This is a genomic window from Caulobacter sp. GW821-FHT12A07, assembly GCF_058807655.1.
This window is the reverse complement of the sequence record NZ_JBXAQX010000002.1, coordinates 545,774-558,315: the sequence shown is the minus strand read 5'-3', so window position 1 is coordinate 558,315 and position 12,542 is coordinate 545,774. Positions and strand designations below refer to the sequence as shown.

The following is a 12,542-nucleotide window of genomic DNA, read 5'->3' as shown; positions in this document are numbered from 1 at the left end:
GCTCGCGCGCCGATCCTCCCTTGGGGATTGGAGGCGCGGGCGTGACCAGAACCATCCTGATGATCCACGGCTACGGCATGACCGGCGACGGCTGGTCGCCGGCGGCCGAGGCGTTTCGCAAGGCCGGCTACGCGGTCGAGACGCCGACCATCCGTCCGAAACTGCGCGTACCGGCCTCGCCCTCGGCGGAGCTGGGCGGGCTTAGCCTGGCCGACTACGTCGCCGAGCTCAGCGCCCTGGCGGCGGTGACCGCCGCCCGCGACGGGATCAAGCCGATCGTCTTCGGCCACTCGATGGGCGGGCTGATCGCCCAGAAGCTGGCCGAGAGCGGCCTGACCTCGGGCATCGTGCTGTTCGCCCCCGCCTCGCCGGCCGACGCGCGCGGCAAGCCGAAGCTTTCTCCGCTGATCACCTTCCTCAACGCCGTGCTCAGCCAGGGCGGACCGCCCAAGCCGGTGAAGATGTGGAAGACGGGCTTCAAGTTCGGCGTGGTCAACGCCGTGCCCGCCGCCCGCCACGACGCGCTCTACGCCACGGCGGTGTACGACTCCGGCCGGGTGCTGCAGGACCTGGCCTATCCCGACCGCGATCCCTCGCGCACCGCCCATGTCGACGCCGCCAAGGTGACCGTGCCGGTGCTGGTGCTGGCCGGGGCCCGCGACCGCACCACGCCGGTCGAGGACGTGCGGCTGGTCGGCCGCAAGTACGCCGGCGCCGACTATCGCGAATATCCCGACCACGCCCACTGGCTGATCGACGAGCCGGGCAGCACGGCCCTGTACGACGCGGCCAAGGCCTGGCTCTCTGAAAAGGGCCTGGGCCCGGCCTCCGCCCCGCCGCCGAGCAAGGCCAAGGTCGAGCCGAAGGCCGAACCGGCGACTGCTCCGACGCCGGCTCCCGAACCCAAGGCCGAGGCTGCGGCGCCCGCCCCTGCTCCGGCCGCCAAGCCCAAGGCTCCCGCCAAGGCCCCAGCCAAGACCAAGACCCCCAGCAAGGCCAAGGCCGTCGTCGCCGAACCGGTCGTGAAGCCCGCCGCAAAGGCGCCGGCCAAGCCCAAGGCGGCCCCCGCGCCGAAGCCTGTCGCCCCAAAGGCCGAAGTCGCGCCCGCTCCCGCCAAGACCGAGGCCAAGCCGAAGGCCGCGCCGGCCAAGACCGCCAAGCCGAAGACGCCGCCGCCCGCGCCGGTCGAACCGGCACCCGTGGCGAAGGCCCCGGCCAAGTCGGCGCCCAAGCCCAAGACCGAAGCCAAGGCCGCCCCCGCCGCCAAGGTCGCCAAGCCCAAGGCGCCCGCCAAGGCCGCAACGCCTCCCGCGGAACCGGCCAAGCCGGCGGCCACGAAGCCCGCCGCCAAGGCCAAGCCTGCTCCCACCGCCAAGGCAGCCCCCGCGCCGACGCCGGCCAAGGCCGCGCCGAAGGCCAAGAGCGCGCCCGCCGCGAAGGCCGCTCCCAAGGCCGCGCCGACCACCAAGGCCGAAGCCAAGCCCAAGGCGACCCCGAAAGCCGCCGCAACCAAGACTGCTGCGACAACGACGCCCGCCAAAACTTCGCCACGCGGCAAGAAGAGCGTGTAGGCTCCATTGAAACGCTCGTATCAGTCACACGGGCGGGGTTGACCTAAGAGGCGGGCGTGAAGGCTCCGGTGATCATGGTCCACGGCGCCTTCTGCGGCGGCTGGACGTTCGATGTGTTTCGCGCGCCGTTCGAGGCCGCTGGTCATCAGGTGCTGACGCCCGACCTGCCCGGCCGCGCGCCCGGCGAGTCGACCGTCGGCCTGTCGATGAGCGACTACGCCCGCGCCGTCGTGCGCCTGATCCGCTCGTGCGAGACGCCGCCGATCCTGATCGGCCACTCCATGGGCGGCCTGGTGGCCCAGCTGGCCGCCGGCCGGGCCCCGGTCGATCGCCTGATCCTGCTGGCCCCCTCGCCGCCCTGGGGCGTGCACGGGGCGAGCCTGGAGGAGGCGGTCTCGGCCGTCAGCCTCTATTCGCTGGGTCCCTATTGGCTGCAGGCCATCGCGCCGGACTACGGCGTGGTGCGCCGCTACAGCCTCGACCGCCTGCCCCGCGAGACCCGCCGCGCCCTCTACGCCCGCATGACGTCGGAGAGCGGCCGGGCGCTGTGGGAGACGCTGAACTGGTGGCTCGACCCGTTCATGACCACCAGCCCCGGCGCGGTGAAGGCCCCGGTGCTGGCCATCGCCGGCGGCCAGGACGTCGTCCACCCGCCCGCCACCGTCCGCCAAACCGCCGCCCGCCTGGGCGGGGTGTTCCGCGAGTTCCCGGAGATGAGCCACTGGCTGCCGGGGGAACCTGGCTGGGAAGACGTGGCGCAAGCGTGCCTGGACTTCATCGCCGCCGAAGACCGGGCGGCGGCTTAAGGCTCCTTCTCCCCTTGCGGGAGAAGGTGTCGGCGAAGCCGACGGATGAGGGGTCTCTCAAACATCAAACGCCGCGACAGCTGATCGGCTGCCGCGGCGTTTCTGTACGTGCAACCCCTCACCCGACCTCCTTCGGAGGCCACCCTCTCCCGCAAGGGGAGAGGGATCAGTGGCTGGAAAAAACCTTCAGCCCCAGGATCCCCGAGACGATCAGCGCCAGGCAGACCAGCCGCGCCGCCGTGGCCGGCTCCTTGAAGACCAGGATGCCGACGATGGCCGTGCCGACGGCGCCGACGCCGGTCCACACCGCGTAGGCGGTGCCCAGCGGCAGGCTCTTCACGGCCCAGCCCAGCAGGCCCATCGAGGCGACGAGGCTGACGGCGGTCAGGATGGTGGGGATCGGGCGGGTGAAGCCCTCGGTGTATTTCAGGCCGACGGCCCAGCCGATTTCGAAAAGACCGGCGATGAAGAGGATGATCCAGGCCATGACCTGCTCCCGTTGATCGCGCGCCCGGCCCGTGGCCTCGGCGTCGCGAGAAGCGGGGTCGTCCCCGGAAAAAAGCAAAGGCGCGGGGTCGTCCCCGCGCCTTGCCTAGATAGCTTCTGGATCCCGGAGGGCAAGCCCTCCGATCACCTCACTGCGAGGTGTAGAGGATCTGGGCCTGCTCGTAGTTCTTGCCGACCGAGCTGTCGTCCAGCTTCTTGACGCGGACATAGACGAGGCCGGCCTTGCCGCCGGCGGCGTTGTTGTCCCAGGTCACGGTCAGGCGCTTGACGTCGGTGACCAGCTGGTCGTTACGGATCAGGCGCAGCTGCGGGCTGTTTTCCCAGCTGGCCCAGTCGTGCAGGGCGGTGGCCAGGGCCTGGGCCTGCTCGGGGCCTTGAGCGTGCTGGACGTTCAGGGTGCAGACGTTCTTGTTCGAACCCGGGTTGTCGAGGACGATCTGGTAGGGCTTGCCCAGGTCCAGGGTCCACAGGTCGCGCTTCTTCTTGAAGCCCGCGGCCTTGGCCAGGGCGTTGAAGTCGCCGCCGACCACGGCCGGCTTGCAGATAGTGTCGAGGACGCTGAGGATCCGCACCGAGACCGGGTCGGTCGGCGGCGGCGGACGCACGGGCTCCGGAGCGACCGCGGCGGCGGCGGCTTCGGGCGTGCCGGCGGCCGGAGCCGGAACCACGGGCGCGGCCTGATCGGCGGGCGCGGCGGCCGGGGCTTCAGCAGGAGCTTGGGCCGGGGCGGCGGCGGGAGCGGGTTGCTCCTGGGCAACGGCGGTCGAGACGACGCCGAGGGCGATCAAGCTGGCGAGCGCAAGGCGCATAGTCTGGATATCCCCTAGAGACTTGGAGGTCGGCATTAAAACCGACAAGCGTTCCCTCGCAACCCTTATGGTGACGGATTGCGGCGTCGATAGGGTCACAATCGTAATTTTTATAGTCGGCGCCCTCTTCCTTCTCCCCCTGCGGGAGAAGGTGGCGGTCGAAGACCGACGGATGAGGGGTCTCTCAAACATGAGACGCTTCATCCAACCTGACCGCTGTACGCGGCTTTGAGGTCTGAGAGACCCCTCACCCGACCTCGCTCCGCGAGGCCACCCTCTCCCGCAAGGCGAGAGGGACAAACGAAAAACGCCCCCACCCTTGCGGATGGAGGCGCTTTCGAAGTGCTCGGAAAGAAGCGACCCTTAGGCGGCCACTTCCACCGCGTGTTCGGCCAGGATCGTGAAGCCGTCCGGACCCACGTCGGCGAAGCCGCCCTGGATGTCGAACAGCTTGACGGTCGCGCCGTCGCGCACCGTCACCCGGCCCTCGCGCAGCGTCGTCATGAACGGCGCGTGGTTCGGCAGGACGCCGAAGTCGCCTTCCGTGCCCGGCGCGTCGACCTGGTCGACGTCGGCGGAGAACAGTTCGCGCTCGGGCGCGACGAGGGAGAAGTGCAGCTTGGCCATCAGTCGTAGGTCTCCACGGCGCCCAGGGCCGCTTCGATGTCTTCGTCGGTCTGGATCTCGGTGCCGCAGAACGGACAGAAGCGGATGGTGGTCAGGACCGTGCCCGTCTCACCATCGGCTTCCCGTTGACCCAGGTTCAACAGGATCAGGCCGCTGTCGTGCTCGATGAGGGAGGCCTCGGCGTCCGAAGACACCGCGTCCTCCAGCTCATCGCAGCAGAAGTGGCCGAGATCGCCGTCTTCTTCGGTCATCAGGCGTCCGCCGCCATCTTCTCGGCCTTGGCCACGGCTTCTTCGATCGGGCCGACCATGTAGAAGGCGCCTTCCGGCAGGTGGTCGTATTCACCGTCCACGATGCCCTTGAACGAGCGGATCGTGTCCTTCAGCTGAACGAAGGCGCCCGGCGTGTTGGTGAACTGCTCGGCCACGTGGAACGGCTGCGACAGGAAGCGGCTGATCTTGCGGGCGCGAGCGACCGTCAGCTTGTCCTCTTCCGACAGTTCGTCCATGCCCAGGATGGCGATGATGTCCTTCAGCGCCTTGTACTGCTGCAGGACTTCCTGGACGCGGCGAGCCACGGTGTAGTGCTCTTCGCCGATGACCAGCGGGTCCATGATCCGCGAGGTCGAGTCCAGCGGATCGACGGCCGGGAAGATGGCCTGGGCGGCGATGTCGCGCGACAGAACGGTGGTGGCGTCCAAGTGGGCGAACGAAGCGGCCGGGGCCGGGTCGGTCAGGTCGTCGGCGGGAACGTAGATGGCCTGGACCGAGGTGATCGAACCCTTGTTGGTCGAGGTGATGCGCTCCTGCAGGTTGCCCATCTCGGTGGCCAGGGTGGGCTGATAGCCCACGGCCGAGGGGATGCGGCCCAGCAGAGCCGACACTTCGGCGCCGGCTTGGGTGAAGCGGAAGATGTTGTCGACGAACAGCAGCACGTCCTTGCCTTCTTCGTCACGGAAGTATTCCGCGATCGACAGGCCGGTCAGGGCGACGCGGGCGCGGGCGCCCGGGGGTTCGTTCATCTGGCCGTAGACCAGGGCGCAGCGCGAGCCTTCGGTCGAGCCGTTGTTGGCCTTCGGGTCGACGTTGACGTTCGACTCGATCATCTCGTGATAGAGGTCGTTGCCTTCGCGGGTGCGTTCGCCCACGCCGGCCAGAACCGAGTAACCGCCGTAAGCCTTGGCGATGTTGTTGATCAGTTCCTGCATCGTCACGGTCTTGCCGACGCCGGCGCCGCCGAACAGGCCGATCTTGCCGCCCTTGGTGTAGGGGCACATCAGGTCGATGACCTTGATGCCCGTGACCAGCACTTCAGCGGTGTTGGTCTGCTCGGCGAAGGTCGGGGCGTCGCGGTGGATCGTGCGGGTGATGTCCGACTGGATCGGGCCCTGCTCGTCGATCGGCTCGCCGATGACGTTCATGATGCGGCCCAGGGTGCCCGGACCGACCGGCACGCGGATGGCTTCGCCGGTGTCGCGCACGGGCTGGCCGCGGACGAGACCTTCGGTGGCGTCCATGGCGATGGCGCGGACGGTGTTCTGGCCCAGGTGCTGGGCGACTTCGAACACCAGGCGCTGGCCGGTGGCGGTGTTGGTGGTCTCGACGGCGTTCAGGATCGCCGGCAGCGGGCCGGTGAACTCGATGTCGACGACGGCGCCGATGATCTGGACCAGACGACCGGTGGCTTCGCCGGCGACGGGCGCGGCGACCTTCGGAGCGGCGGCGGCCTTGGGAGCAGCCGGCTTCTTGGCGGCCGGAGCCTTGGGAGCGGCGGCAGCAGCGGCCGGAGCGGCGGCGGCGGCCTTCGGGGCGGCGGGCTTCTTGGCGGCGGCCGGCTTTTCAGCGGCGGCGGCGGGAGCCTTAGCAGGGGTCTTGGCCATGGCGTGCGGGTCTTTCGTGCGTCTCTGCGTGCGTTTTTGGCGTTAGGCTAGATCAGACGGCTTCGGCGCCGGAGATGATCTCGATCAGCTCCTTGGTGATCTGGGCCTGGCGGGAACGGTTGTACTCGAGGGTGTAGCGCTTGATCATGTCGCCCGCGTTCCGCGTGGCGTTGTCCATGGCCGTCATCTGGCTGGCGTAAAAGCCGGCCATGTTGTCGAGCAGCGCCGACAGGATCTGGACCGTCAGGTTGCGCGGCAGCAGGGTCTCGAGAATGGCCTCTTCCGAGGGCTCGTACTCGTAGACGGCGGCCGGACCGGACGCGACTTCACCGCCCTCGACCACGGCCGGGATCAGCTGCAGCGCGGTCGGGATCTGCTGCACCACCGACTTGAAGCGGCTGTAGAACAGGGTGACCACGTCGATGTCGCCGGCTTCGTAAAGCTTGGTGACGACGTCGGCGATCGGCTGGGCCACCGACAGCGTCAGCTGACGGTAGGCCGACAGGTCGAAGTTCTCGACGATGCGACCGGCGTAGAGGCGACGCAGCTGGGCGGTCACCTTCTTGCCGACGCAGACGATCTTCACGTCCTTGCCCTGGGCGATCAGCCCGTCGATGTGGGCGCGGGAGGCGCGCACGATCGACGAGGTGAAGCCGCCGGCGAGACCACGGTCCGCCGCGGCCACCACCACCAGGTGACGGTCGTCGCGGCCGGTGCCGGCCAGCAGCGCCGGAGCGCCGTCGCCCGACACGCCGGTCGCGAGGTTGGCGATGACGCTGGCCAGACGCCGGGCGTACGGACGGGCGGCTTCAGCCGCGTCCTGGCTCCGGCGCAGCTTGGCAGCCGCCACCATCTGCATCGCCTTCGTGATCTTTTGCGTCGCTTTGACGCTCGAGATCCGATTGCGCATTTCCTTCAAGCTGGCCATTCGGCGCTACTCTCTCCGAGCGGTTCCGAGGGGGCTTAGGCGAAGGTCGACGAGAAGCTGTCGAGCGCGCTCTTCAGCGACGCTTCCAGGTCCTTGTCGAGGGCCTTCTTGGTGGCGATGCCGGTCAGCAGGTCCTGGTGGGCGCTGTGCAGGCGGGCCAGGAACTCGGTCTCGAAGCGACGCACCGACGAGGTCGGGATCTTGTCGAGATAGCCGCGGGTGCCGGCGTAGATCACGCAGACCTGCTCTTCGACCGACAGCGGCGCGTATTGCGGCTGCTTCAGCAGCTCGGTCAGGCGCTCGCCGCGGGCCAGCATCTTCTGGGTCGAGGCGTCCAGGTCCGAGCCGAACTTCGCGAAGGCGGCCATTTCGCGATACTGGGCGAGTTCGCCCTTAATCGGACCGGCGACTTGCTTCATGGCCTTGATCTGGGCCGACGAACCGACGCGCGACACCGAGATGCCGACGTTCACGGCCGGGCGGATGCCCTGGTAGAACAGGTCGGTTTCCAGGAAGATCTGGCCGTCGGTGATCGAGATCACGTTGGTCGGGATGTAGGCCGACACGTCGTTGGCCTGGGTTTCGATGATCGGCAGAGCCGTCAGCGAGCCCGAACCGTTGTCTTCGTTCAGCTTGGCGGCGCGTTCCAGCAGGCGGGAGTGCAGGTAGAACACGTCGCCCGGATAGGCTTCGCGGCCCGGCGGGCGGCGCAGCAGCAGCGACATCTGGCGGTAGGCGACGGCTTGCTTGGACAGATCGTCATAGATGATCAGGCCGTGCAGGCCGTTGTCGCGGAACCACTCGCCCATGGCGCAGCCGGCGAACGGGGCCAGGTACTGCAGCGGGGCCGGCTCCGAGGCCGAGGCCACGACGACGATGGTGTATTCCAGGGCGCCGTGCTCTTCCAGGGTCTTGACGATCTGGGCGACGGTCGAACGCTTCTGGCCGATGGCGACGTAGACGCAGTAGAGCTTGGCGCTCTCGTCCTTGCCGGCGTTGGCGGCCTTCTGGTTCAGGATGGTGTCGATGGCGACGGCGGTCTTGCCGGTCTGACGGTCGCCGATGATCAGCTCGCGCTGGCCGCGGCCGACCGGGATCAGGGTGTCGATCGACTTCAGGCCGGTCTGCACGGGCTCGTGCACCGACTTGCGCGGGATGATGCCCGGGGCCTTCACGTCGACGCGGCGACGCTCGGTGTATTGGATCGGGCCCTTGCCGTCGATCGGCTCGCCCAGCGGGTTGACGACGCGGCCCAGCAGGCCCTTGCCGACCGGCACGTCGACGATTTCGCCGAGGCGGCGAACTTCGTCGCCTTCCTTGATCTCGGCGTCAGCGCCGAAGATCACGGCGCCGACATTGTCGCGCTCGAGGTTCAGGGCCATGCCCTTCACGCCGGCCTTCGGGAATTCGACCATCTCGCCGGCCTGGACGTTGTCCAGACCGTAGATGCGGGCGATGCCGTCGCCGACCGACAGAACTTGGCCGATGTCCGAGACGGCGGCTTCCTCGCCGAAGTTGGCGATCTGCGACTTGAGGATGGCCGAAATTTCGGCGGCGCGGATGTCCATGGCTGGGTCGGGCTCTTTCTTAGGGCTCTCTGCGTACGTACGTTTTTTGCGCGGTTATACGCTTAGGCGCGCTTGAGGGCGAATTTCAGGGAATCGAGCTTCGAACGGAGCGAAGCGTCGAACAGACGGGAACCGACGCGCACCTTGACGCCGCCCAGGATGGACGGGTCGACGCGGGTCGAGATTTCGGGGGTCTTGCCGAGCGCCTCGGAGACGCCGGCGGTGACGGCCTTCAGCTGGGCGGCGGTCAGCGGGGCGGCCGAGATGACCTCGGCGGCGACCACGCCGCGGTGCTTGGCCGACAGGGCGACGAAGGCGTTGATCGCGCCGACCAGCTCGATGGCGCGGCCGTTGGAGGCGATCAGGCCCAGGAACTTGGCGGTCAGGATGTCGAAACCGGCCTTCACGGCGACGGCGGTCAGGCCCTTGGCCTTGTCCTCGGCCGAGAACGCGGGCGAGTCGATCAGACGGCGCAGGTCGGCGCTGTCGGCGATCAGACCCTTGAGGTCCTTCAGGTCGCGCTCGACCTTCGCCAGGTTGCCGCCTTCGATCGTCAGTTCGAACAGGGACTGCGCATAACGCTGACCCGCATCCGTCGCCTTGGTTTCTTCCGCCACTTGTTCCGCCCGGTGTGCGTTGCAATCGCCGCGGAAGAGAAGCTGCCCCCTCTTCCCGGCTTAAAGACTTGATCGCGCTTGAGAAAAGCGCACGGGCGGCCCGCGCATTCACGCTGCCCTTCCCGAAGCCCGGCGCCTGATAACACGGGGTGTTCGCAGTCGCAACCAAGCCGAGACGATCGCGTTCGGCCAAGTTTCGGAAAAAAGCCGTTTATCCGTCAGACGTTGACGCGGCGGAAGACGCCGGAGGCTGAGCCGGCCAGGGCGCCGCCCGGCGTACGGGCCTCGGCCTGGGCGAACACCAGACTGCGAGTGGCCCGTTCGATCCAGCCGCGCAGGGCCAGGTCGCCGCCTTGTCCCTGGCCGTAATCGACGGTCAGCGACACCGGCGCGGCGTCGGAACCGGCGGCTTCCTTCAAGGCGTCTTCCAGCAGGGCGGCGATCGACTGGGTCATGGGCGACACTTAACTCCCGGACGGACGAAAGAAAAAGGCGGCGGAACAAGCCCGCCGCCCTATCAGGCGATGATCGAGGAAAACAGCCGGAGGCGACGAGCCTCCGGTGTTGGAGAGGCCTCAGGCGGCCTTGGCCGAAGCGTTGCAGCGCTCCAGTTCGTCGGCGGCCAGGGCCTTGGCGTCGCCGCCAAAGGCCGAGACGCGGCCGGCTTCTTTCACCAGCGCCTTGCACGAGGCGACGCTGAGGGCCCGCGACGGCGCCGAGGCGGCGACGCAGGCGGCGTCTTCGCAGACGAAGACCGCGCCGCCGGCGACGATCTTGGTCTTGGCGGAGACGGGTTTTTCGAGAGTGACCGCCAGGCGGCCGTCGGCCAGGGCGGGGGCGGCGGCGAGCGCGCAAACGGACAGGGCGGCGACAGCCGCCAGGGCGCGGAGCTTCATGGGAAAAGCCCTCCAGCTTCGGGGATGATGGAAAGATCGATGATCGGCGCGTAAGCTGTACTGGCCGTCGGGATGCGAGGGACACGTCTCTTGCCCAGACTTCTCTGGCGAAAGACTGGCGTCGGTATCCCCACCGACGCCGCGCAACCGAACTAAGCACTGCTTAGATATCAGCGTTCAGAAATAGCGCAAGCGCGTTTTTGTTCGCGTGCGCATATTTTATCGAAACGGAGGTTTCCGGGTGCTGGTCGCCCGGTTCGCCCCCCTCTCCTCCCGTCATTCCCGCCCTTGTGGCGGGAACCCCTCTGTCGGCGGCAGGTGCGGATGGGGCGGCGTGCTCAGCACGCCGCTGGCGACGCCCTTGCGAGCGGAACCAGGGTTTCCCGCCACAAGGGCGGGAATGACGGGAAGTTGGGGTTTGGCGGCCGCGAGGCCGAAACTTCAGAGCCCGAGGATCGAGTCGATCCGGCTTTCGGCCCGGGCGTGGATCTCGCGCTGCTCGACCATGCCCTCCATGCGGGCGTAGCGGCCGTCCTTGCCGGCCTTGCGGCGCAGGCCGTCGGCGGTGACCAGCACCGGCGGGCGGCGGGCGTCGGTCAGACCGCCCAGCAGGGCGGCGAACACCGCCCCGACGGCGGCGGCGGCCACGGGGCCGGCGAAGTCGATCAGGGTCTCGCCGAACACGGCGTGCATCTGCAGCAGCAGGTGCTCGCGATTGACCTGGTGCGACAGGATCTGCAGCGACCAGGCCGCCACGCCCTGCACCACGCCGGCCAGCACGACCGCGATCACCACCCCCACGAAGCGGGGGCGCCAGAAGAGCCCGAGCAGGGCTCCCAGGAACGCGAAGGCGACCAGCAGGATCATGGAAGGAAACTAAGACCCTCCTTTCTCAAAGTCCGGTTAAGAGCCCGCCGCGGCAGGACGTCGCGATCGGGGCCCGTAATTGGGCGTTCCGGTCGGCCTTTCCGGCTTACGCACGCGTGATCTTTCCCAACCGAAATTTCCGGCCTACGGTGCAGGCAATTCAAACTAACGTTTAAACAGGGAAGAAGCGCCATGCGCGAAGCGGTCATCGTCTCTTACGCTCGGACCGGTCTGGCCAAGTCCGTCCGCGGCGGCTTCAACAACACCCACGGCGCGGCCATGGCCGGCCACGCCATCCAGCACGCCGTCAGCCGCGCCGGCCTCGACGGTCCGGAAATCGAGGACGTGGTGCTGGGCTGCGGCGGTCCCGAAGGCGCCACCGGCATGAACGTGGCCCGCAACGCCGCCATCTGGGCCGGCCTGCCGGTCACCACCTCGGGCCAGACCGTCAACCGCTTCTGCTCGTCGGGCCTGCAGGCCATCGCCACCGCGGCCAACTACGTCCGCAACGACGGCGCCCCGGCGGCGATCGGCGGCGGCGTGGAGTCGATCTCGCTGGTCAACGCCGGCGGCCACATGAACCGCTTCCACATCACCGAAGAAAAGCTGATGCGTGAGAAGCCCGCGCTGTGGATGGCGATGATCGACACCGCCGACATCGTGGCCAAGCGCTACAACGTCAGCCGCGAGTACCAGGACGAATATTCGCTGCGCAGCCAGCAGCGGATCGCCGCCGCCCAGGCCGCCGGCCTGTTCGACGACGAGATCGTGCCGATGGCCACCAAGATGAAGGTGGTCAACAAGGAGACCAAGGAAGAGAGCCTGGTCGACTACGTGGTCAGCAAGGACGAGTGCAATCGTCCGGAGACCACCCTGGAGGGCCTGGCCAAGCTGGAGCCGGTCAAGGGCCCCGGCAACTTCGTCACCGCCGGCAACGCCAGCCAGCTGTCGGACGGCGCCGCCGCCGTGGTGGTGATGGAGGCCAAGGAGGCCGCCCGCCGCAATTTGGAGCCGCTGGGCCTGTTCAAGGGCTTCGCCATCGCCGGCTGCGAACCCGACGAGATGGGCATCGGCCCGGTCTTCGCCGTGCCGCGCCTGCTGGAACGCCACGGCCTGAAGGTCGACGACATCGACCTGTGGGAACTGAACGAGGCCTTCGCCAGCCAGTGCCTCTACAGCCGCGACCGCCTGGGCATCGATCCGGAGAAGTACAACGTCAACGGCGGCTCCATCGCCATCGGCCACCCCTTCGGCATGACGGGCGCCCGCTGCGCCGGCCACCTGCTGCTGGAAGGCAAGCGCCGCAAGGCCAAGCTCGGCGTGGTGACCATGTGCATCGGCGGCGGGATGGGCGCGGCGGGTCTGTTCGAGATCTTCTGAGGTCGGGCTCGGGGGGGGGGGGGGGGGGGGGGGGGGGGGGGGGGGGGGGGGGGGGGGGGGGGGGGGGGGGGGGGGGGGGGGGGTGGG

At 68.4% G+C, this 12,542-nt stretch carries 14 protein-coding genes; 3 read left to right on the top strand and 11 right to left on the bottom strand.

Going from position 1 to position 12,542, the window contains the following annotated elements; all coding sequences use genetic code 11:
• Positions 1–41: 41 nt before the first annotated feature.
• The gene (locus tag AC1RRS_RS06360) at positions 42–1,571 is read left to right on the top strand and encodes an alpha/beta hydrolase (protein ID WP_492854380.1); all 1,530 of its coding nucleotides are present in this window, start codon (positions 42–44) and stop codon (positions 1,569–1,571) included.
• Between the two features lie 56 nt (positions 1,572–1,627).
• Positions 1,628–2,377: an alpha/beta hydrolase gene (locus tag AC1RRS_RS06355; RefSeq protein ID WP_492854379.1), complete on the top strand. Its 750-nt coding sequence runs from the start codon at positions 1,628–1,630 to the stop codon at positions 2,375–2,377.
• Positions 2,378–2,543: 166 nt separating this feature from the next.
• Here AC1RRS_RS06355 and sugE read toward each other — a convergent pair whose 3' ends face one another.
• The 11 genes from sugE to AC1RRS_RS06300 all read right to left on the bottom strand — a co-directional run bounded on the left by sugE (position 2,544) and on the right by AC1RRS_RS06300 (position 11,075).
• Positions 2,544–2,864 carry a quaternary ammonium compound efflux SMR transporter SugE gene (gene sugE, locus AC1RRS_RS06350; protein WP_492854378.1) on the bottom strand — a complete coding sequence of 107 codons (321 nt, stop codon included), beginning with the start codon at positions 2,862–2,864 and terminating at the stop codon, positions 2,544–2,546.
• A 148-nt stretch (positions 2,865–3,012) separates the two neighbouring features.
• Positions 3,013–3,693: a hypothetical protein gene (locus AC1RRS_RS06345; protein WP_492854377.1), complete on the bottom strand. Its 681-nt coding sequence runs from the start codon at positions 3,691–3,693 to the stop codon at positions 3,013–3,015.
• A gap of 363 nt (positions 3,694–4,056) precedes the next feature.
• Positions 4,057–4,320 (bottom strand): ATP synthase F1 subunit epsilon, encoded by a 264-nt coding sequence (locus tag AC1RRS_RS06340; protein WP_110119155.1) that lies wholly within the window; start codon positions 4,318–4,320, stop codon positions 4,057–4,059.
• Positions 4,320–4,571 carry a hypothetical protein gene (locus AC1RRS_RS06335; protein ID WP_492854376.1) on the bottom strand — a complete coding sequence of 84 codons (252 nt, stop codon included), beginning with the start codon at positions 4,569–4,571 and terminating at the stop codon, positions 4,320–4,322. The genes AC1RRS_RS06340 and AC1RRS_RS06335 overlap by 1 nt, the downstream gene beginning before the upstream one ends.
• Complete coding sequence (gene atpD / locus AC1RRS_RS06330; RefSeq protein ID WP_492854375.1) at positions 4,571–6,199, bottom strand: F0F1 ATP synthase subunit beta; 1,629 nt, start codon at positions 6,197–6,199, stop codon at positions 4,571–4,573. The genes AC1RRS_RS06335 and atpD overlap by 1 nt, the downstream gene beginning before the upstream one ends.
• 52 nt (positions 6,200–6,251) lie before the next feature.
• A complete protein-coding gene (locus AC1RRS_RS06325; protein ID WP_110119150.1) occupies positions 6,252–7,127 on the bottom strand; it encodes a F0F1 ATP synthase subunit gamma in 876 nt (291 codons plus the stop codon).
• A gap of 35 nt (positions 7,128–7,162) precedes the next feature.
• A complete protein-coding gene (atpA, locus tag AC1RRS_RS06320; protein WP_110133024.1) occupies positions 7,163–8,695 on the bottom strand; it encodes a F0F1 ATP synthase subunit alpha in 1,533 nt (510 codons plus the stop codon).
• A 62-nt stretch (positions 8,696–8,757) separates the two neighbouring features.
• Entirely contained in the window at positions 8,758–9,312 is a 555-nt protein-coding gene (locus tag AC1RRS_RS06315) for a F0F1 ATP synthase subunit delta (protein ID WP_110119146.1), read from the bottom strand.
• A gap of 218 nt (positions 9,313–9,530) precedes the next feature.
• On the bottom strand, positions 9,531–9,767 hold the full coding sequence (locus AC1RRS_RS06310) for a hotdog family protein (protein WP_110119144.1): 237 nt from the start codon (positions 9,765–9,767) through the stop codon (positions 9,531–9,533).
• A 120-nt stretch (positions 9,768–9,887) separates the two neighbouring features.
• Entirely contained in the window at positions 9,888–10,208 is a 321-nt protein-coding gene (locus AC1RRS_RS06305; RefSeq protein ID WP_492854374.1) for a DUF8200 family protein, read from the bottom strand.
• 441 nt (positions 10,209–10,649) lie between these two features.
• On the bottom strand, positions 10,650–11,075 hold the full coding sequence (locus AC1RRS_RS06300) for a hypothetical protein (protein ID WP_492854373.1): 426 nt from the start codon (positions 11,073–11,075) through the stop codon (positions 10,650–10,652).
• A gap of 192 nt (positions 11,076–11,267) precedes the next feature.
• Between AC1RRS_RS06300 and AC1RRS_RS06295 the strand changes: the two genes are divergently transcribed.
• Positions 11,268–12,455, top strand: coding sequence for an acetyl-CoA C-acyltransferase (locus AC1RRS_RS06295; protein ID WP_487289965.1), 1,188 nt, complete (start codon positions 11,268–11,270; stop codon positions 12,453–12,455).
• Positions 12,456–12,542 lie beyond the last annotated feature (87 nt).